At 40.9% G+C, this 22,083-nt stretch carries 18 protein-coding genes and 1 pseudogene; 1 reads left to right on the top strand and 18 read right to left on the bottom strand.

Annotated features, from left to right (window positions below):
- Nucleotides 1–16: 16 nt before the first annotated feature.
- The 5 genes and pseudogenes from FHS19_RS08360 to FHS19_RS08340 form a co-directional block, all read right to left on the bottom strand.
- A complete protein-coding gene (locus tag FHS19_RS08360; protein WP_183581252.1) occupies nucleotides 17–274 on the bottom strand; it encodes a hypothetical protein in 258 nt (85 codons plus the stop codon).
- A gap of 472 nt (nucleotides 275–746) precedes the next feature.
- Nucleotides 747–995, bottom strand: a pseudogene (locus FHS19_RS35470) (AbrB/MazE/SpoVT family DNA-binding domain-containing protein); the annotation flags it as partial.
- Between the two features lie 59 nt (nucleotides 996–1,054).
- On the bottom strand, nucleotides 1,055–1,321 hold the full coding sequence (locus tag FHS19_RS08350; RefSeq protein WP_183581250.1) for a hypothetical protein: 267 nt from the start codon (nucleotides 1,319–1,321) through the stop codon (nucleotides 1,055–1,057).
- A gap of 145 nt (nucleotides 1,322–1,466) precedes the next feature.
- Nucleotides 1,467–2,378 carry a tyrosine-type recombinase/integrase gene (locus FHS19_RS08345; RefSeq protein WP_183581248.1) on the bottom strand — a complete coding sequence of 304 codons (912 nt, stop codon included), beginning with the start codon at nucleotides 2,376–2,378 and terminating at the stop codon, nucleotides 1,467–1,469.
- Nucleotides 2,379–2,618: 240 nt separating this feature from the next.
- Nucleotides 2,619–3,071: a hypothetical protein gene (locus FHS19_RS08340; protein WP_183581246.1), complete on the bottom strand. Its 453-nt coding sequence runs from the start codon at nucleotides 3,069–3,071 to the stop codon at nucleotides 2,619–2,621.
- Nucleotides 3,072–4,189: 1,118 nt separating this feature from the next.
- On the opposite strand from FHS19_RS08340, the gene FHS19_RS08335 reads away from it, so the two are divergent.
- Nucleotides 4,190–6,208, top strand: a complete 2,019-nt coding sequence (locus tag FHS19_RS08335) for a peptidoglycan D,D-transpeptidase FtsI family protein (protein ID WP_312887161.1) — start codon at nucleotides 4,190–4,192, stop codon at nucleotides 6,206–6,208.
- 331 nt (nucleotides 6,209–6,539) lie between these two features.
- Here FHS19_RS08335 and FHS19_RS08330 read toward each other — a convergent pair whose 3' ends face one another.
- From FHS19_RS08330 to FHS19_RS08270, 13 genes are all read right to left on the bottom strand, one after another.
- Nucleotides 6,540–7,379 carry a hypothetical protein gene (locus FHS19_RS08330; protein WP_183581242.1) on the bottom strand — a complete coding sequence of 280 codons (840 nt, stop codon included), beginning with the start codon at nucleotides 7,377–7,379 and terminating at the stop codon, nucleotides 6,540–6,542.
- A 575-nt stretch (nucleotides 7,380–7,954) separates the two neighbouring features.
- Entirely contained in the window at nucleotides 7,955–8,407 is a 453-nt protein-coding gene (locus FHS19_RS08325) for an NUDIX domain-containing protein (RefSeq protein WP_183581240.1), read from the bottom strand.
- Nucleotides 8,408–9,175: 768 nt separating this feature from the next.
- Entirely contained in the window at nucleotides 9,176–9,574 is a 399-nt protein-coding gene (locus FHS19_RS08320) for a hypothetical protein (protein WP_183581238.1), read from the bottom strand.
- Between the two features lie 147 nt (nucleotides 9,575–9,721).
- The gene (locus FHS19_RS08315; RefSeq protein WP_183581236.1) at nucleotides 9,722–10,285 is read right to left on the bottom strand and encodes a histidine phosphatase family protein; all 564 of its coding nucleotides are present in this window, start codon (nucleotides 10,283–10,285) and stop codon (nucleotides 9,722–9,724) included.
- A 579-nt stretch (nucleotides 10,286–10,864) separates the two neighbouring features.
- Nucleotides 10,865–11,260, bottom strand: coding sequence for a DUF6262 family protein (locus FHS19_RS08310; RefSeq protein WP_183581234.1), 396 nt, complete (start codon nucleotides 11,258–11,260; stop codon nucleotides 10,865–10,867).
- Nucleotides 11,253–13,391, bottom strand: a complete 2,139-nt coding sequence (locus FHS19_RS08305) for a site-specific integrase (RefSeq protein ID WP_183581232.1) — start codon at nucleotides 13,389–13,391, stop codon at nucleotides 11,253–11,255. The genes FHS19_RS08310 and FHS19_RS08305 overlap by 8 nt, the downstream gene beginning before the upstream one ends.
- A 30-nt stretch (nucleotides 13,392–13,421) precedes the next feature.
- On the bottom strand, nucleotides 13,422–14,600 hold the full coding sequence (locus FHS19_RS08300) for a tyrosine-type recombinase/integrase (protein WP_183581230.1): 1,179 nt from the start codon (nucleotides 14,598–14,600) through the stop codon (nucleotides 13,422–13,424).
- A 265-nt stretch (nucleotides 14,601–14,865) separates the two neighbouring features.
- Nucleotides 14,866–15,816, bottom strand: a complete 951-nt coding sequence (locus FHS19_RS08295; protein WP_183581228.1) for a DNA/RNA non-specific endonuclease — start codon at nucleotides 15,814–15,816, stop codon at nucleotides 14,866–14,868.
- A gap of 185 nt (nucleotides 15,817–16,001) precedes the next feature.
- Nucleotides 16,002–16,202, bottom strand: coding sequence for a hypothetical protein (locus tag FHS19_RS08290; protein ID WP_183581226.1), 201 nt, complete (start codon nucleotides 16,200–16,202; stop codon nucleotides 16,002–16,004).
- Nucleotides 16,203–16,356: 154 nt separating this feature from the next.
- Nucleotides 16,357–16,788 carry a hypothetical protein gene (locus tag FHS19_RS08285; RefSeq protein ID WP_183581224.1) on the bottom strand — a complete coding sequence of 144 codons (432 nt, stop codon included), beginning with the start codon at nucleotides 16,786–16,788 and terminating at the stop codon, nucleotides 16,357–16,359.
- Nucleotides 16,789–17,019: 231 nt separating this feature from the next.
- Nucleotides 17,020–17,661: an HAD family hydrolase gene (locus FHS19_RS08280; RefSeq protein ID WP_183581222.1), complete on the bottom strand. Its 642-nt coding sequence runs from the start codon at nucleotides 17,659–17,661 to the stop codon at nucleotides 17,020–17,022.
- A 123-nt stretch (nucleotides 17,662–17,784) separates the two neighbouring features.
- The gene (locus FHS19_RS08275) at nucleotides 17,785–18,396 is read right to left on the bottom strand and encodes a hypothetical protein (protein WP_183581221.1); all 612 of its coding nucleotides are present in this window, start codon (nucleotides 18,394–18,396) and stop codon (nucleotides 17,785–17,787) included.
- Between the two features lie 367 nt (nucleotides 18,397–18,763).
- Complete coding sequence (locus tag FHS19_RS08270; RefSeq protein ID WP_246426457.1) at nucleotides 18,764–21,874, bottom strand: beta-galactosidase; 3,111 nt, start codon at nucleotides 21,872–21,874, stop codon at nucleotides 18,764–18,766.
- Nucleotides 21,875–22,083: the final 209 nt, after the last annotated feature.

The following is a 22,083-nucleotide window of genomic DNA, read 5'->3' as shown; positions in this document are numbered from 1 at the left end:
GCCCCAACCGGTAAATTTAATAATTCCAGCGGCTAAACATAAGCCCCTGTGGTTTTCTTGGCTTAATTCGTTCCACTTCACTCAGGAAAAACAAATGGAGCTCACCGACAAAATGCGTTGAAGACAATTCGTAAACCGCGGAGTCAAAGGCCTCCGAGCTGATCCTATCTTGACTAAAGTCGTTAATATGTACCATAAACTTAGATTGGATCGGTTCAGGCAATACCTGAGCCAATGAGATAAGCTCCTCAATGATCCCGTTCTTCTTTGACATGATGAATCACCTCGAATTCCGGATTCACGGCCATTACTTTGTTCGAGTGGCCAGCATTATAATCTATTTCCGTTTGCAGCACTTTTTTGAGATAGTCTAGTTCGAAAACGGAGACCAAAGCCCCCAATTAAGAACCAACTCATTCCTCCGAGTTGGCTTTTTTCGAACTTCGGATTAAATAACTGACATAACTTTGGGTGACCCCAAGCATTCCAGCTAATTCGACTTGCGTAGCATTGGGGTGCGCTCGCATGACCTCAGCCAAACGTTTCCGAGTATCCTCTTGTTTTCCCCTTCGCTTCTTTTCTTCCTGCAGTTTCACTTCATTTTCCAAAACGACGCCGCTGCCAGGCTTGACCCATTGTGCTGTGGGTGTATTGATATTTCGTAACTCTTCTCCCATTTTCTTCTCCTGCAGCATAATTTCGCTTTCTAATGCAACAGCACTTTCAAACTCGGCTAAATGCGGTTTGGGGCACCTGATATCCCGCATACAAGACGAACAGATGAGCTGCCCCTTGAAGTAACTTAACGCTTCAATGGATCCGCAAAACAAGCACCCCGAAACTAACTTACGGAACATCAAATACTTAGCCTCTTCATCGATAAAAAACTCAACCGCGTCTTTTTCGTCCACCCCTAGAACACGTCGCAATTCGATAGGAATGACAATCCGTCCCAGCTCATCCACCTGCCGAACCATTCCGATATTCTTCATCATCGCACCTACTTCCCTATTACCGTTCTAAATTCAATCACTATGATCTGAGTGAAAAAAAGTTATTCAACTAATAAGGATACCCAGAGGAACAAGAAATACAGTACCAGAATGACGACAATAACACTGATAGGAATGATCCAAAGCAAATGAGTTTTAAAGGGTCTTAGGGCGTGAAGAAGTTTCCCCTTCTCTGACATCAGCTCAAATTCTGCCCTGGTTAAGATTCCCCTCACCTGCTCGTCTTCTCGTTCCAGAAAACTGTTCCATAGCTGATGGTATTGTTCCTTTATTTCTTCTAGTTCGGGACTATTTTTTAATAAGGCCATTACAGATCCCCCTCAGTAAGAAAATCGGTAAAGCAGCTCCAGTCTTCTTATTGGACGTAGGCAATCTATACAATGTTGTATAAATAATTACCCCCTGAATAAAAACATGAAGTGTTCCTGATACATCGTGTAAGAGAAAAGCAATTTAGTTCCAACTGATCGATTCAACAGCCCTTTTTAAATCATCATAGCTTGGTGTGGTGTAAATCATGGTCATTTCAATATTGGGGGTTCCGTCTTCCTTGAAATGCCCCATGAGCATAGCGACCACATCTAAAGGAACCGGCGGATCTGAAGTTACCAGGTCGTGCCCAAACGTATGTCTCAGGGCATGACACGTCAGATGTTTGATCTGTGTACGAGCTCGGTATTTTTCGATCAAGTGCTGAATTGCTCGTGTCGTACATTTCTCCGATCGCTGGCTGACAAATACATACGGGCTGCTGTCGTCACGTTCATCCAAATAAGCTTGAAGGGAGGCACGAACCTCTGCATTTAAAGGGACCTCCCGATCCTTATCTCCTTTCGCCCGAATATAGGCCATCCCTTTTCGTTCACTCATTTCCAAGTCAGCCTTTTTCAGATCGCACAGCTCCTGAACCCGTAGCCCCACTCTCAGCAGCGTAAGAATAATAGCGTTATCCCTTTTGCCTCCAGCATTTCGCACTTCCCGCAAAAGCGCATTTTGTTCGGTTCGCATAAGCCACTTCGGCATACGCCGTGCGGCAGGCGGCTTTTTAACAGGCTGCACCGGATTATTCGGTATGTATCCCTTTTCAGCGAAAAAACGAAAAATGGCATTCAGATGAACAAACGTGATCTGAAGCGTCCCCGGTTTTGCCGGTTGGCCATCACGTCCTCCGCCCTCCTGGGTAAGATATTTTTTGAAATCGGATATATCCTTCTGCGTCGCAAAAACTGGATTTACCTCGATCATGTACTGGGATTGCTCTTGTTGGATCCATCTTACAAATCGCTGCCAGCTGGTCACATAATTTCGGATCGTCAGATCGGATACCCCTTTACCTTTTAAATAGAAGAGAAATTCTTCAAACATATCAATCACCATTTTTCTGATTATAGAATATGACGAGATTTTCAGCCCTTAGCAAACGGTGCTATGCGGATTGGTTGATCCCATTATATCAATTTTCGTCATATTTTATATAGATAATATGACGAACGAAGTTCCGCCTTCAATGAACTTTCGCTTCTACTTAAGCATGGGTATTTATCAAATAAAAAAAGCCGAACTCATCTAAGATGGGCTCGGGCTATAAAGTAAGCACTAAATAAATTATTGGTAACTAAAAGATAATAGTACTTCTCCAGAAGAAGCGTCAACAACAACATGATTTTCAGTAAACATTACATGTTCTGTTTTACCATCTTTAATATTTCCTCCAGCCGAGGGGAAGGAAACACCTTTGAATGTGACAATATAAACAGGGGTTCCATTCAACCCGTTTTCCTTTAGCTTCCCGTTTTTACGAATTGCATCTTCTGAAAACTGTTGAATGTCCGGGGCAGTTAAAAGTTGATATTCCGTCTTAATACTCTTTGCAGATGACGACAAAGGGAAATAATCTGATGCTGCCTTAATTGCATCACTTTCCGATATTGTAACCGCTTGTGCGGCAATACCATTTGGTTTGTTGAGCTTCATATTAAATCGACCAAGGGCATTTTGATCGATCGAAGTCTCAGCTGTCTCCAAGACTGGAGGTGCTGCTTGAATTGTATCTTCCACTGCAGGTGTCGTGTTCTTAGGGGGAGTATCGGCCGGCATTTACTGCTGAAAACGAGGGTATAGCAAGAGCTGAAAGTATTACCACTGTCATAATAATATTTTTTTTCTTCATTATTACACACCTCCTAAATCATACGATGTCCAAAATCCAGATGAATTATAATTACCTGAATTAATACCGGACGAACCCTCATTTATGAAGTTTAAAGTGGGTTTCTTCCAGACCCATTTGGATGAATCAGTAGAACTCGCACTACCGTCCCAATATTGCACCAAAGAGAACTTCAATGGGTTCGAGATACTTGTTCCCATCCACGTCTCTCCATCATCGTACGTTTCATTTAAATACTCAACTTTTATTGGAGAAACACTTGCTGTAGTGGAACCAATCGGGTTTCCATTGTAATACCCCTTCCAATAGCCATTTTCTTTTTTGACTGTATAAGTAACTCCAGCGCCTTTAGCAGATCCGGAAGCTAATCTAGCTTCTTGATAACTCCTCCTGATGGTCTATACCCCAAATAATGATGAGGGTTTACTGAACTTACCAGAGGTTCAAACGCAAAACCTGCTTGTGCAATTGCAGGTGCATTAGCGTTTCGACTTATCTGTAGAATTTTGTCCCTCCTTTAAATCGGACGGTCGCTACCGCACATCTCCTGCTGCTTAAAGATATGTAAGAAACCAAGGAGTACTGATGCAGTAATGACCATTTTCATCAATACAAAACCGCTCCTCAATCCCGAGCGCCCGAAACTTGATTAGCTACCGTTCCGGATTCTGATATTTGGCCGATACTCGGCCATGTGCTAACGACCGCCTCGTTCATATCAGCTTAAAGAAAGCAGCCGGTCATTCAGCTTGGAATATCGTTCTCCGTTGGTTCAATAAGAATCACAATTCCTATTAGTAAATCTGCTGAATTACCCACTCTTATCCATTACAATCCCTTTTTTGCAACGAAAAAAGAAAGCCCCCAATTTAAACAGCCACTCGGCAATCTAATAGGCGCTTTCTATTTTCGTCACGTCCAATATTAAATTCAGAACCTGACTTTTTATGTTAAAATAAATAATATTATTTTTACATCAAAGATTACTTCAGAAAGGAGCATGCCGGTGAGCGATTACAACCAGAAGGATCCTAAGAGGAACAAAGGTGGTTTTAATTTAAGAATCAACTTGTTCTTTTTCAGTACCTTTATTATCTTCTGCGTCATTATTATCAGGCTCGCCATCCTTCAGTTTGTAGAGGGTCCTACACTTACTGAAAAAGAATCCAGTAACATCGTGAAGGATGTCCCCCTTCCACCTATTCGGGGAACAATCTATGACGCCTCCGGGGTGAAACTGGCCTATTCGACACCTACACAATCCTTATACATTACTTTAATGAAGGACTACAGTAAGAAAAACGGTATGAAAAACCGCCCCGAAGCCGAAAAAATGGCGGATAAATTGCTTGCAGTGTTCACTACGTATGGAGATTCAACTGGTGAGAAGATGACCAAGCAAGACATTATAGATGCGATGGACCTGGATTATAAACAGTATGCGGGTTACACCCCACGTCGAATCAAGACCGATCTTACGGATGACGAGATTGCCTATTTCTCAGAACACAAATCAGATTTTCCCGGTATTTCCATTGAAGAGGACAGCATCCGTCATTATGATCCGGACACTGTCGCGGTACAGACAATCGGTTATATCCGTACATTCAAAGGTTCTAAAAGCTTGGACAAATACAAGAAAATTGATGAAGATCAGCGTAATGGCGATACTCAGAAGGATCCAGGATTACTTTATACAGAACCGGAATACGTTGGCTTTGATGGCCTCGAGTTAATGTACCAAGATGAATTACGTGGGAAAAACGGGTACAAAAAGGTCCCCATCGACCCACGTAACATGCCAGAAGGTGTAGAGGATATTGTTCCTCCAGAAAAGGGACATAACATCTATTCAACGATCAATAAAGAAGTCCAACTCCAGACCGAACAGGCAATTACCGACCAGCTTAGTTGGCTTCACACTCATCCGGTATCTGGAAGGCTTCATCCCAACGCAACAACGGGATTTGCAGTAGCCATGGAGGTTAAGACTGGTAATATTGTGACCATGGCCAGTATGCCGGATTATGACACAAATATGTGGAAAACCGGCAGTGTATCGCCAGAAAATTGGGATAAAATTCAGAATATTTACCAAAATGGCACCATTCGTTCCTTCAACCCAGGAAAATCTGGTAGTCATCCGGAATCAGTCGTGCTTCTTGGATCTACAATAAAACCTCTCAGCGTGCTGATCGGCCTTAAGGAAGGCCTAATTAAAACAAACACGTATTACAATGATACAGGGGCAGCTTTCTTTGGAAAGGAGGGGCACCCAACTCGTGTTCAGAACTCTCAAGGGCACGTTTATGGTGGAATGGATCCAGCCAGGGCCATTGAAAAGTCCTCTAATGCCTTTATGGTCGATGAGATCGGTAAAAAGATTTATAATAAATATAAAGGGAAAAGTATTGATGTCTGGGATAAATACATGACTTCTTTTGGACTTGGAGTAACTACGAGCAGCGGCTTGCCAGGCGAATGGGAAGGCCGTAAGGAATACTTAGATGTTAAAGCTGCGGGTTCCACGCAGGCTGCCATGGCCTACGCTTCCTTTGGGCAGCAGGGGAAATATACGACGCTGCAACTCGCCCAGTACGCCTCCATGCTGGCAAACGAAGGCAAGCGGATGAAACCGCAACTTGTAAGCAAAATCACGGATGAAAATGGTAATATTCTCAAAACATTCAAACCTGAAGTGTTGAACACTGTGAATTTTAACCAATCATATTGGGATGAAATCAAACGTGGGATGAAGAGTGATGTTTCTTCCTTTGAAGGTTTTCCTTACAGTTTTGCTCGTAAGACAGGAACCTCGACCCAAAGCGTCGGTGGCAAACTGATCGATAACGGGGTATTCATCGCATTTGCTCCGAAGGAAAATCCGGTTTTGGCCATCGCAGTGATGATTCCCGAAGGTGGATTCGGTTCACAAAGTGCGGCTCCGATCGCACGCAAAATATTTGATGCGTATGATGAGGTTTACGGACTGGACGGTGTTCCTAAAGGCAAAAAAAGTAACTAGTCCATAAATTGCGTAATCGCTCAGATGCTAGGCACAGCAAAAGCAGCTCTCGTTTAAACCCAAGAGCTGCTACTTTCCTTTTGTGTGACGGTTTTACTTTTATGATGTACCTATATCCACCGAAAAAGAATCAACGAACGGGTTAACCGCCCATTCATAGTTGAGATTGGCAGGCGGATTAAGATGAAGACTCTGGAGGAGCAGAATGTAAACGTATCAGAGTTTGCCAAAAATCCCCGAAGGAACCGGTGTTTTTCCGGAACGCTCGGGGATTAATCTAGTAGAAAAACAAGAAATATTGGCATACTCTTTGCAGAGTATACCAATATTCCTAGTTGGTAGCGGATAGATCTTTTGCCTTGATGCTACTGTTGTTGAATTCAATCGTAGTCGCCTCGATACGGTTGGTCTCTTCACCTTTGTCATTGGTTTCGCTGAGTTTGAGGAGAACACCAGTTTCAGAGTCTACCCAAAGCGTGAAGTGAGTCGCATCATGTTTAATGGCCATATCTTTGTCATGAGTACCCGAAATAACGGTAGCTGTACGACCGAGGAATGATTCCTCGCCCTCAATTTTATAATTCTTTGTATCATCATTCAACCAGAAGGCGTACGACTGGGGAAGAATAACATCCTGTGCAGGACCTGAAAAAGAAGGATCAATGCGATTAATAAATACCGCTTCTCCCTTGGCCGTTTTGGTCTTGCGTTCGCCTTTTGGTTTTCCTACATTTGTACCCGCAACATTTTTTGAATTTTTCCCCTTAGCATCTTTTGTTGTAATGATGGCTCCGTTAAACGAATTTTCTTGAACAGCATTGGTTTTATTGTCTGTAATTTTGACATAGCTGCTTGCATTAGCTCCCTCAACGATTTGAAGATTCATCGTTTCATCCACACCAATTGGCTTCAAAACTGTTCTGTAGGTCGCTTGGACAGACTTGAAGTAGTCCACGCTATTAAGCATCTTTTCTTGAATTGTCGCTTGCGTCGCTACGACAGCGGCGGGTTCGTTTTGAGCAGTGGTCGTTGGAGATTCATAAGAAACGTGCGGAAGACCTACAGGCTGCTCTTCGGACTTATCATTCAGTTGTGCTGCGAAGACCGTTCCTCCGATAGCTACAGTAACTAAAGCAATACCAGAAACAGAATAGATTAATTTCTTTTTCATAATGAACACTCCTTTGTTAAGGGGTTACGACCTCAATAGCGTCGGCACCTGTACTATATCCGCTGCTTGTGGTTGCCTTAACGTCAATTTCAATAGAGTCGATTAATCCACTGGTAGTATAACTACCTACCAAGTTCCATCCACTACTAGCCGAATATTGGTTGAGCGAACCACGAGCATTTTCCCTTTCAATTTCAAGACAACAATGTCTGAAATAACAGAGCAAGGTAATCCAATTATTGAGTAACCGATCGCAGTATACAAAAAATAGATTGAAAACGGGGCATAACCATGAAATCTGACAAGAATAATTGAAAGAATTGCTGCCATGAGTATACTGGAGATCAACTTCCTTCCAATCCAAACTATTGTGACTACTGTGAATTCCCCCTTCATGAACTACGGAGCACTATTTTGAAAATGTTTCCAATAATGAGAACGTAATAATTATGTAATAGTTGCACTATCCTGCCCGTTAGCGTAATGAAGCTACCGATCAGCACCGGCAGCTTCTTCTTAGTCGTTTATTCAACTAACGTGTCCCGTTAGCTTAATGAAGTTTCTGTAGTCATACGTTAGCTGAATAGCTCTTCTAAGTAGCTCTTTATAATATCTCTTCTAAATTCTTCATCTATTAAATGAATTTCATCTTTAGTAACCCACTGGTACTTAAATCTGCTCCCTTGATCGCCTCCATCACCTGTCCCAATATATTCCCACTTTTCTGGTAGTTTTCTATCAGGTATAACAAGAAAATCATGTCGTTCCACATTTGAATCTATAAATGCTTTGTAATAATATTGAACTCCGAGATTATTCGCCATCAGTAAATTAGTCAACCCAGACTCTTCCAACATCTCTCTATATAAAGCCTCTTCAGCCGCTTCTCCAGGATCAATATTTCCACCAGGTAACCTGAACTGTACACCTGGCTCATTCGAGTAAACTAATAATTTTTTTCTTTCCATTTGATCAGTTTGTACGATAAAACCGAAGGATTTTCTCTTTAGGGGTTTATTAGCCTTCATTGAGTTATCTTCCTCTGAATTAGATTTTATACCGTTGCATGCTTTTCACATAACGTCTTATTAACGAACTCCGTTAATAATTCTATATTTAGGGTATTCGCGAAACTTTTAAACTATCCTGCCCGTTAGTTTAATAAAAGGGCGTCTGCCGCCGTCGATGAGATCAGATCGGGAATGTAACCATGTTCTTGTCATCAGTCGGGAATGTTATCAAGTTCTTGTCATTGTGTTTTGACAAGAACTTGATAACATAAATATATAAAGCCGCATAATCAGCGGCTTCTAATGTTACTATGTTTTTGTCACCCGACAATAAATGTTGGATGGCAAGAACTTGATAACATAAATGACAAGAACTTGATAACATTGCCACGATCCCATACTCAGCCGATTATATTAATAAAAAACAGCAGCTGATCTAAACCGATTGCTGCTGTTTTTATTAAGCTATCGTTCCCGTTAGTTCAACCACCATGAGTTATCAAGAGTTATTATTCAATACTCTGAAACCATTCAGGATGTTCATCTCTAGTTATAACCATCCATAGGGAATTGTGGCAAACAGGAGTATGTTCTGTTCTTCCGTTCATTTAATTTTAGTCTTACTCACCTACCATACCGTCACCATCACGATCATCCATGTATTTGTATAACCAATGTTATATTTAGGTTAGGTAAGTTAAACAGTTGAAATTAAAAAGACCACACATATTAGATATGTCTAATATGTATGGTACTATTTTATCTTTCTTCAACTAAAGTTTCCCGTTAGCTTAGCGACTCTGCGTTTGAATGAAGTTCAAGAATCTCAATTACCTCAGCTGTTGCAACCTTTCTTGAGCCTTCCATAAAGTACCCTTTGACTCCATTCCTTAACTTATTTATGTGAACTCTTTTCCGCATTTCAGGGAAAATAATCCACATCCTTGCTGTCCCTTCTAAGGGAACAGGTGTTGTATCATCTAAAATAATATTTCCGGTAGCATCTTCGAACTCTGGATGTATCATATATATTCCGTCTTTTAGATTGTCCCCTTCATAGAAGAAATCTGAACGGTAGCCCTGATGTGGAAGGGTCTTTCTCCCTCCTTCTTCTTGAGAAAAAAATTTATATCTGACCCTAAAATCAGGTTCATGTTTTCTTATTTGCGTATAAGGAATCCACATCAATTTTTTCCTCCTACAAAGAATAATCACATTTTGATTATATACGATAATTAGTAAAAATAGCTTAACGCAAAAAAGGAGCAGCTGCTGCGGCGGCAAACTACTCCCAGGATCATTTAACTAAAGTTCCCCGTTAGCTTAGAACGGCTATACTACTATCCTGTAGACTCCTGCCTCACCGAGAAAATCATTTCTTGTTAATCCTTTTTCCCCAAGTAATATCCGATAATTCGTTATGGTACCATCATGCGAGATAATAAATACTCTTTTATAAATTTGTGGAATCCAATCTAATAATTGCTTTGCATATCCCTCGAAAACATCTTGGTCGATCCTATTTATACCTTCTTTCCAACAGTCCAAATCAAAATCAAGAATTTGAACATCTCCATATAAGTTTGTAATTTCATTTTTAGAAAGGATCTGGTCACAAGATAGAAAAAGGGACTCCGGATTTTGAGGGAACATTCTTGGGCCAACAAAAGGGGAAATAATGAAGTCTAAACTATTGTGTAATATAGATGCTGTTTCAATTGTACGTTTAGTTGGACTTACAAGCATCAAATCATCAGGGTTAATTTTTATTTTCTCTCGTAGTTGTGTCACCTGAAACTCGCCGTATTCTGTCAGACTAGGGTGTAGAGTATTCAACCGATTGGGATAATCTTTGAGGTGTTCTCCGTGACCGTGTCGAATAAATAAAAACTCCATCTATCTGCCCCCTAACTTTAAAACCGATTCTCTTAAGTATAGAGTGTTCTATGTCATAGATGTAATCAGTAATTTTGAGAGGTGCCATTTATTACATTTATGGGAATAAGAATGAACGTCCTTTAACATGTAAAGCTACCGAATATATCGGCAGCCTCGCCAAGGTGTGTATTCTGCTATCGTTCCCCGATAGCTTAATGTCACAATGTTAAAAATGCTGGTAATAAAATTAATAATGTAGAGATAATAAGAAAAACTTGGGTTGCTCTTTTGGGTAACTTTACTCTTCCTGCCCCTTTGTACCATCCGCTAAATTGTAGTTTGTTCCTATACAAAACAAAAATCAGAAAGAAAATTCCAAGCAATATTGTCCATTCATATTTTTCACTGTATAACCCGGCTTTGGTGTACAGTGTTTTTAATATGTATCCAAAAAGAGCTTCGAGGATAATAACAATAAAAATAATCCCGAAATAGCTCCAGTATCACTCTTAACATCCACACCTCTCCCATATAGAACGGTTAATTACTTAAGTATACCACATATTGGAACTATCCTGCCCGTTAGTTGAATAAGAATTATATCTTCATAAAGTAATTAGTAAGCTTTTCATTTTCTTTTTCACGTAATCGTTTATTTTCTTGTTCAAGTTCTTTATTATTTTTTTCCAACTTTTCAATCTTTCTCTTTAGAGAAGCGATTACTGCATTTTGATTGTTCTCGTCACGTTTAATCCTCGAATCCACAAATGCATTTTGTTGTTGATTTCGTAAGAAATCGATACGTTCTTTGAGCTCAGTATGATTGTATAGGGTTGCTTTACTCACTCCAGCTTCTTTTGCTACACTATTAAAGTTAATAGCCTCAGAACTCTTTATAAGGCGTTTAATAGCTTCTTCAACCTTTTCTTTAGTATCTTGCTTTCTCTTTTCATGTAACCGCCTTAATTGTTCCTCACGATCAAAACTAGCCATGTTTAACACCTTTCTTTTTCTCACGTTCTAATTGTCTCTTCATTCGGTCAAATCGGCCAAAAATAACATTTCCATCTTTGATTGTTTCGTAAATATTTTGGTACCTTTCCAAGTTTTTTTCGTTTGCTTTAATCATATCTTCACGACCATATTCTTTCGACGCTTCAATCCACTTCGTAGTTGTTTCTATGAGAATCTCATACTTCTTAACATCAAAACTTGACATACCTACTGCTAAATCAAAACAAGGTTTTCCATTGTTTGCAGTAAGACAAGGGGGTTCAGCTGCTAATGGGCAATTCCCATTGACTCTTGCACGACAGGTCCCATAAGGGTTATCTAAGGCATTTAACTTCTCGTCTTTCCACAACATATCAAGAATGTCTTTAGGGACATCTTCCCTTTCTGAGATTTTGTCAATTTCCCCATTAATGTTAAATGTAAACACACCTTGTTTCACAACCTTCTCGAACTCTTTACGTTTCGTATCATCTAATAGACGAGCATATTGTAACGTCATTTCGGGTGATGCATGGGCTAATAACTCCTGCACCGTTAAAATATCAGCTCCACCATTTATCATTTTTACTCCAAAAGTATGTCGAAACTGGTGAGGTCTGAAGCGAAACAACTTGCCTGATTCATCAGTAATATTTTTTTCAAACGCTAATTTGTTTAGTTCTTCTCGAACAAAACCTTGACTAAAGGGCCTTCCCTTACGGGGACCTCGGTAGCGAACAAAAAGGTATTTTTCAGGATTATTATCATCATTGCTGTTTTGCTTAGAATGGTCAATTAAAACTGCAACTATATCTGCTAGATGATCATCAATGGGTATTTTGTGACCTATTACATACGTCTTTTCAATATCTGTTGTAAGATTTGATTTTCCGTTTATTTTACCTAAACAATCCTGCGTCAATTCCAAAGTATCGCTTAAGCGTAGACCTGTTTTGAAAGCAATCCAGACAATTGGCTGTACATCTGGATGAAGGTCATTAAGATTATTGAACAGTTGTTCCAATACATAGTCAGGTATGTAATCAATATCATCCAATGATTTTTTAGGGAGATTAGGAAAGTCTTCAGGATATATTAGACGAAACACCATTTCTTCAGGTGCAAAATCTTCGAACTTCCCTAAAATTTGAAGATCTCTTATAAAGGCACGCACAAACTTTAATGAATCACGAACATATTTTTTAGGATTGGAACTTGTCTTATTTAATTTGGTTCTTGTATACGCATTTAACTCTTCTATGTACGTTTCTATATGCTCTCTTTCAAGTTTTTTAAAATCGTTCCACTTAGGATTTTGTTTTGCAATAGAGTTTAAAAAAGGAGTAGTGTATAATTCATAACTTCGAGCTGTACCCCAGGTAAAGTTTTTGCCGCTGATAAGACGACCTTTTATATATTCTTTAAATAATATACGGAAATTTTTATTCTCTATATTTGAAAAAACAATGCCATGACCACTAGTTGATTCATTGAAATCTATTAAGTATTTTTTATTCAGTACCCGTACATCCCATCGATCCTTCTCCCATTCATCACGAGTATCTGTTAATTGGAAAAGTGTATTATAAACCCTTGCTAAAAATCCATCTATTTCCGTGCGGGCTACGAGTTCTTTCCCTCTCATCTTCTTGTTGTAACTCGTCTTTTCTCCCTTACCATTCAACCAAAAGGTCCAAAGCTTTTGCTCTTTATTGATGTCTAAATCAAGAAGGGAAGTGAGATTTGAGTGCCTTTCGTTTAAGTATTCAGCCAGTTTTTTTAGCGAGCCTGATATACTTTTAAATATAGTCCTTATTCCCCAACGGTCTGAGAAAATTTGATTGTAGTAAACAAACTTAATCTCCATGTTGACGTTTCGATTTGCACAGTTGAAGTAAATGTTATTTACTATTCCTTTTCTCTTGTTATATTGGTCTTCAAAATTAGGGATTTTACCAATCTCATGTACATTCCAAACGTCATTGACTAAAAAGTAATTATCATTCACAACTCTTCTGGTTACTTTTCCATCGTTGGAAATATTATTAACCTCGTAAGTGGATAGTGTAGAAGTGATTAAGTCCCAGTATTCACTTCTGGGGATTGAATTGTTTAGTATGATTTTATCCAATGTATGTCCTCCTACAATACTAATTTACCGCTAAAAAGGAACTACCTCGTCTGGAATACCTGATCGAAATATTGCCTCTTTGTTCTCTATATCTCGCCCAATTTCAAAGGCATGAGAGGCTTTCTCCCAATCCTTACGAATATCTTCTTCAGAAGGGTGAACATATAGGTCAATGGTTGTTTGTATTTGTGCATGACCTAGACGTTCTTGTACTGCCTTTATGTTCTTTGTTTGAAGATAAAATATGGTTCCATGTGTATGACGAAATAGGTGAGGAGTAATATATATGCCTGTTTTCCTTTCTATCTCTTTAAGAGTTGCATAAACATCTGAGTATGTAAGAGGCTCACCCGCGTTCTTCCCCCAAACCTTTACAAATACAAAGTTATGGTCAGGATTATATTCATCTAGCACTTCGAACAAATAATCATCATACAAGTCCATTAGCCCTTGAGAGATGTCAATCTTTCGTTCTCCAGTCTTTAACTTTCCCCCGTTTGGTAGCTCCCCTCTATCTGTTAATTGGATTTTGTGTTTCCTTTGTATTGCGTCAAATTGAAAGTCTTCAAGAAACAATGAGAGAACCTCACCTACACGAAATCCACTTTCAAAAAGTAACCTCACTAAAAATCTATCCCTAATGTTAGTAGTAGATTGATAGATTTCATTAACTTGCTCCTTTGTAAATATCTTCACCCTTACTCTAGGTTCTTCTAATTTAAGCACATTTCTGAAACGTGGTTTGTCTTTATTTACATGGTATAAAAAATCCTTATATCCATTTCCACCTGCACCTTGGAACATCTTCTTCATCAACTTTTCAACAACATTTGATTCAACAAATTCTTCTCTGTATAGATAATCATAAAATGATGTCACTACCGTGAGGTAAGTGTTTACTGTTCTTTCACTACGTTTAGCCTTAACTTCCTTTTGGGGTACTACTTTATTGCTTTCATATGGATTTCTGAGCCAAGCAACGAAGTCAGATATTATTTGAAAGCTAACTTGCTGATAATCAATTCCTCTTTGTTCTAAGTATGTAAAGTAATATTTCAAAGCCGTACAATAAGTCTGTAAAGTATTGCTACTACTCTCCTTGTTATAGTGAAATTTCATATACATCGCAACGGATTCAATGGGCGATCCATTTGAATCAATAAGCATATATACTTTTCTATTCCCAATCAATATTTGTTCTACCTTCATAAAAGCATCTCCAACCAATTGTAATTTACGATAGTGCTGCTACTTGTAATATTTACCGTAATTGTTGTTTCTTTAAAGTCCTCCAAACTATCGTTTCTGCGGAGTGACTGTCCTCGCACCGAGGCTACGTCCTTCTTAAAACGAACAAACGTTCGTTGTTTATATATCCATACTAAACATTCTAAACTATAAGTTCAACCGTTATTTATTTAATCTATTATGTAAATAAAAAAGGATAGCTAGTCCCCATAATAGACTAACTATCCTATGTATTATCACCTATATTTAACCAATGATCACTCGTTATTGGCATACTATAACCGGCTGCTTTCGCTTCTTTTATCGTTATCTTCCCGTTACCATTGGTATCAACACTAGAAAGATCATCTTTTGTATTTGGATTAGTCGCTTTTGTGTTAGAACTTTTTGAATCAGAAGGCTTACTGTCTGTTAAACCAAGGGTTTTGTTTACTTCGTCAGGATTCACATTATCAAATTTATCGACAATCACGTTACCCTTTAACGTATAGGTGTATTGATAACTGGAGGGAATCTGCGTTTTCGTGTTCGGGTAGGTGATAATTGCTTCAAAATTAGTAGCTCCACCTGCTTTGCGTATAGCGTCTTCCATATATGCTTGATCACCATGTCGGTTGAGCGTACTATCTTGTGGGGTGATATTATAAGCATTGGATACACCGCCAAGAGAATCAGCTATGGCATGTCCTTCGTCTAAAACAGCACTCTCAACCCCAGGGACCTTTGCTTCATCAGCACAATACCTACCAGACGATGAGACAGGCTCTTTATTGTCATCTTGTAGAATGATTTTATCAGCAATGACACGTACTAGTTGCCCGTGTTCGTATGTAAATGCCCAGTATTCACGCTTCCCGTAACCAACATCCACAACGACGTTAGGTTCACGATGGCCAGACAAATCACAAGCATCCACTTCAATACGTTCGTATCCTGAGAATAGATCGTTATTTGGTTGGGTTGGTGTTTCCTCGACTGCCGGTTCATCAACAACCTTTTCTTCTCCTTTTGGTTCCTTAATGGCCTCGGTAATAGTTCCCTCTGCTTCTTTATCAACTTTGGTTACTTCTTGTATGGCGTTTTCTCCATTTGTAATAGGCGGATCTTCTACATTGGTACAACCAACCATAAAGATGATCGTTAAAATTAAGATTAAATAGTTCATTTTCTTTTTCAATTTAGGACTCCCCTATAATTTCATACTGTTCATTCTAAAAACGACGACTATAACTTATCTTGTTCTATAATCTTACCATAAAAGACTAATATCCTATTGAATTATCCTGCCAATTACAATAGAACAGGGAGCAGCGTCGCGGCGTTCTGCTCCCTGTATTGGTTCAACTATCGTTCCCAGATAGCTTAACGTTGCATCCTTTTTCTTAATTCCCCAAACAGGTAAATTGAGACAAAATAAACAGGGAAAATCACTAATCCTGCGAAGGCTAAAAATATAGCGATTGCAACTCGGTTATCATCATTCCATGCATCCACATGCTGTATTGAATAAACCACATAAATTAACCAGCAGACCATCATTAAATAACCAATTTTCAGCGCCACCCCGTAGTATACCCTCCTTTACTTAAGAAAGGATTCCCAATATACTGACGCCTCTACACATGCACTTGTTGCCGTAAACGCCCAATTACTTAATGAAAAGAAGCAGCTGCCGCGGCGGCAAACTGCTTATGGATCGTTGAACTAAAGTTCCCCGTTAGCTTAAAGAGTTGTGACTCTTTAACAATAAAGCAATAGCATTCATTCCAGCCAATATGATCGGATAGAGTAATAATCCTGCAATGATAATTACTCCGGAAGCAGGATTAGCTTTATCCGCCGGATTCGTTATTGGAAATTGGGATGCAAAAATACTAATGTATAGCCAGTAATATGGAACCCAGGTTATGGAGGAAAATAAGTTAGTCTTTTTAGAGGGGAGAAATCGTTTTTTTATCATGAACACAAACGTTATGATTGAAAAGGAAAAGCATAGAAGACCGATAACTGTATTAACCCTATCTATAACTGCTATTTCAACGCCAGTAATTCGATTTATTCTATAGACATTAACTAACATTTCACTCATTATAAATGGTAATAATGCAAAGATAGCGCTCAGAGCATTTATCATGAGAAAGTAGCGCATCAGTTTTCCCCCTTAAACTGGGTTCTTAATTAGGCATCTATGGTCCACTTTAAGTTGCGTCATGTATAGGGGGAGCAGTTGACTTCCTATAACCAAAGATATACCAATTTACCCCATTTAAATAACCACATATTGGAACAAACCTGCCCGTTAGCTTAATGAAGCTGCCGATTAGAATTGGTAGCTTCATCCTTGTCGGTTATTCAACTATCGTTTCACGTTAGCTTAATGTCATACGGAAGTTGATAGGAAATCAAAAATGTCCAACGGAGTATAGGCCAACATTGTTGGGCCAATCGCCTTAAGTCGTTCAAATTTACCCTCTCCCCAAAGTGCTGCAATACTCCTCATTTGTGCAGCATCAGCTGCTTTTATGTCTGAAGGTTGGTCTCCTATATATACACAATTCTCAGGGGAACATTTCAGGCGACTTGCCGCAAGCAATAGGGGATCAGGGTGAGGTTTATGTTGTAGGGTGTCTTCTTGGGCTATGATAACATCAAACAAGATGTCCAAAGCTTTTGACTTCAATTCATTCACAACATGAAAACGTCGTTTAGAAGATACGACTCCCATTCGATAACCTCTTTGCTTCAATTCTTTCAGTAACTCTGGGATACCTGAGTAGCAGGGGATTTGTTCTGCCCGTTCTTGGTAGTAGTGTGTTCCCGTATCAAGAATCTGTTTTGCTAGTACGTCATCAAACCATTCTTTGTAAACTACTGGAACAGGACGTCCGACAAGCTGAGCGAATTCGTCTTCCGTTGGCTCCCTACCAAGCACCTCTTTAAATCCATATCGAGTCCCTTCCTTAGCAAGTGACTCGCTATCTTGAATAGTTCCATCCAAATCCCATAGAACAATGGCGATCAAATAATAATCATCTCCGTTCAATGCCCGTTAGCTTATTGAAGCTGCCGATTAGAATTGGCAGCTTCATCCTTGTCGGTTATTCAACTATCGTTTCACGTTAGCTTAACGTTAGAATACACTTTTTTACTTTCCTCCAACATGAAACACTCCAATTACGGTTTTACCATCAACGTCATACAAGGGAATATCCCGTCCTTCCTTATTTCTTTCCATTGACGCAAGGGCTTCCTTAGGTGATTTTGGCTGTTCACCGTCTAAATCTTTTTTCATCACATATCCCTTGGTGCCATCCACACCAAAAGCACTGATTAATTCAGGTTCCGTGTCGGAAGAGGCGGCATCCGCAGCAGAACCGTATGTCTGTCCGTTTTCATTTCTCGGAAAGTTCACAACATTGGCGCTTATATGAAATGAACCAAGTATGGTTTTCCCATCAACATCATATAGTGGGACATCACTTACACCTTTTAGATAATCGCTTTTCAACACATATCCTGCAACGCCATCCACACTTCCTCTATGGATTAAATCGGGTAGCATTTCATAAGGAGTGGTTTTTTCAGCAGAACCGTAAGTCTGTCCACTTTCATTTAGAGAATAGGTTTGCGAACTAATGCTACTTTGAGTAGTTGCACTTTTTGCATATACCTTCTGGTAAGCTACTGCACCACCCACTCCGACAGAAACGATAACCACAGCACCAATCAATAATTTTAAGCCTTTAGAGTGGACCATTTGCTTTATTCACTCCCTAAAAGATTCTCACTCTTAACTCAATAATTACAATCCATATTTTACCACACAACCTTTATACGCAAATAATAATGAGTTTGTTGCGTTAAACTGCCCGTTAGTTGAATAAAGCCAGCCGGTCAAAGTAATCGGCTGGCTTCTTGTTCATTATTGAACTATCGTTCTCCCGATAGCTTAATAAAATAATTTACGAACTAGATCGATCAAGAAGGGAAATTGAACCCCATTGTCGGTGAGTATATACGGAGTTACATCCTCTGCTCCTTTCGGGATATTCACCCCGAATTACTCTTCACATAATCCGGAATCCCAGAACTCTAGGTCTAGGACGATTACGTCATCATATACCTTAACACTTTATACCATGCCAGATCTTAACCTCTTCTGGTCTGTATACAGCCAGCAGGTCCCCATTCCGATCCGCCGCAAACAGGACGGACCGGTCTCTTTCTAGTACGAAAGAGTAGTCCACACCTGTGTCCGCATCCTGGACAGCAATCTCTGCATCGTAACCACTCTCTGATACGAAGATATACAACGCACCATCTGGGAACGCCAGCTTCCGACCATAGACTCCGGGTAACTCTCCTCCCCGGATCCAACGAAGCTCCTTCGTGACCCCCGCCAAATCCAAAACATAACGATAAACGTGTGTCATGGCTTCCGGGCTGTCGCTGCATTCCACAGGAAGAGGACACCACAAAAGCTTGCCCTTGCCTAAGTCGTATTCATGAAGCTTGTTCATTCCGTCGAAAATCCCTACTGGGATTTCCTTCACAAGCTCTCCGATCCGGTTTTGCCCAAAAGCTATGGATAACTTATCTCCACCTACTTCCAGCATCTCTTCTCGGCAGACATTAACTAGTCTGGTGTCACCAGTAATCATTTGTAAACGGCCGGAGGACTTCCAATATTCGTCTAGAGAAAGTGGTCCAGTTAGTAGTAGCGTGCTTCCATCCTTCCTTACGCGTTGCAGTAGCTGCTCCAGAGCATGGCTGGAAAGATTGTGGGCGGAAGGCACGATCATCAATTTAGCTCCGGATCCGGTCTCCTCAGGGCTCAAATGATACTCGCTCCAGATACGGAATGTCTGCTTGAGCTGATAACTCAATACTCGGGATAGACGGGTTGTTGCGTCGAAGGCAAAGTGCCGATTAGAAAAACTATTAGAATATGGAAAGATTACAGCAACTTCCTCAAGACGTCTGTCAGCGAATACACCATGAATCTCACCCATAAATTGTCCAAACCCATAAGATACACCGACTTCTGGTTTCTCTGTCCCATCCGCCCGAAGTGCACCAATATTAGACTCATTCACACTGTTCAGATATGGATTGATATTCCATATCCATTGAACCGCTCCGGCTGCTCCAGCGGCGAAGGCGTACGCATACTTCCGCTCCAGCATATTGCGGAGCTCCGGTTCAGAGCGCTTAGCCATCCCCGATGCCGTCTCCACATACATCATTCCCGTTTCCTGAACGAGATTAGGCTTTAGTGGTGTCTTACCGACTAAGCCATCCCATAACAGATGGTCGTTAAGCCACCAAGTATGCACCGATGTATAATCCACACTGTCTGCATAAAAGAAAGGGGATGGCCTTTGAGCCATAACTGCCTCATCCTGTCCCACCGTAATAAGCTGCTTGGGACTTGAGGATCTAATCGAGTTGGACAACTCACCGACCCAGCGGTTGTGCATGTCCATAGTAAACAAACAATAGTCAAGCCACCGCAAGCCTCGTTTCGCTTTGCCCTCCGTGGGATTAAAGTTGATCTCCGCCTTCTCGGGCGGATTAGCGGATTCAAAATCAGGCAATTCCTCTGGCGTCATGCCCCACTTTTCTTGAAGGCCCCTGATATCGTTCCCATGACGCTTACGGAGCCAATTCCGGAAAGCCACACGCTCGCTCACATCCCCGACTTTGCGTGGCCCGTCGAAAATCCGGGAAGGATCAAATAAAGAAGGTTCGTTAATCAGATCCCAATGGACATTCGTGGTATTCGCATGCCGGGTTACGATAGAACGGATAAAGCGCTTCTGCGCTTCTACACTTCGGGTATCCAGATATGGATTGGATCCCTCCCACATCTCCGGGGTGAATGCAAAAAAAGTAAAAATCACTTCCAGACCATGGCGGGCAGCCGTTAACAAGAACGCATCCATAGAACGAAGCACCTTATCAGATGGGTGCCCGTCCTCGAGCATTATATGCCGCCAAGCTGACCAGATGCCCGTCCGGATCAAGTTGATGCCGGCCCGCTTCATTTTTTCCATATCCCGATCCCATACATCAGGATTCGGAAGGAAGAGAAACTTTCTTCCGGTATCGCTGGCCATATAAGTCATACCCACGACGGGCATCGGTTTGCCGTTCCTCATAAAATAATCACGACCGCATGCCAAAGACTCACCTTGAGTCAAAAGATTATTGTCTTTGCACCAGAAACCTTGGGACAAATGCATTCGCTCCCCGTTGGATGAAACAGCTCTTGCTTCCATCCGGTATAGCCCAGGTTCCAGTGTCATCTTCAGCGGAAGCCATTCGTAGATTATCTCACGCTCAACAGAAAGCACCAAACGTTCTTTATGAATAACCGAATCTTCAGTCGCGGAAGCCTGAGATACCGTAATCTCAACATTCCAGTCTGCAATAGCAGAGTCTATCAAGGCTTGCATCTGCAACAGTAATGCAGGATTCTCGCCTACTTCGTAACTGGCATATCCCGTCTTCAGCCAAGCTTCTGTAACTCCTCGACCGCAGAATTGAGCCCATCGGGCAACAGCTTCCGGACCACCAGAGATCCAAAACCGATGGCGGATCTCCTGGTTGATAAACAACCACCGACTACCGGCATAGGTGCCACGGACGTTCTCCATCAGCACAGCCGGAGCCGCCTTCTCCCTGCCGTTTTTGTCGTTAGCGATCATGACTGGGTGGATCCTTGCATCCATCGGTCCGCTGGAGCCAGGCTCCCGAGGATGGTCAGGGGTAGAGGAAAGGGTAAGCACAAAGCTGCAAGTTTCCGCTGGTTCGAAAAGTACCTCCATGCCTTCAAAGAGGGGATAGATTTTTCCGCTACCGGAGTAGCACCAGTCCTGCTCACGCTCAACTCGCTGGATCTCATGGATTCGAAGTCGTTGATGGTAGGCAGGTTGTTCACGCTCTTCTATCCAGCCATTCTCCGAAGAGTATACAGGTATCCGGAAAGGGGATCCCCCTATATGTACGAAGCCGCAGCCGCGCTCCAAGAAGCGTACGATTACACTCCATGACGCTTTGGGGAAATAAGGGCCGTGCAGCCATACCATCGTTTCCGCAGGCTCGGCTCGGTCTAGGCGTCCAGCCAACTCCTCCACTCCAACGATTTCCCCAAAAGAAGCGAGTTTCTGAAGGCTTGCCTCATCTGGTCTCACACCACCATAAGGAAAGGTCTGATCATAAAATATTATCATCTGCATTTCACTCCCTTTCTTATATCGAACAATCAATTTTGTTTGATCCTATAAAGCACCGTTTAATTTAACTCTTAAGAAGAACGTTTTAGGCCATTTTCTATCTCTATCTTCGGTTAAAATAAAATCCTCCAATAACTTTCAATTTACCACGAGATTTTTCCTTACCACAGACAACATGCGTAGATCATAGATCTTTGATGTCGACC

Source organism: Paenibacillus rhizosphaerae, from assembly GCF_014192015.1.
GTDB classification, from domain to species: Bacteria; Bacillota; Bacilli; order Paenibacillales; family Paenibacillaceae; genus Paenibacillus_AQ; species Paenibacillus_AQ rhizosphaerae.
Note: the sequence above shows the minus strand (reverse complement) of the source record. Positions and strands in the feature narration are given on the sequence as shown.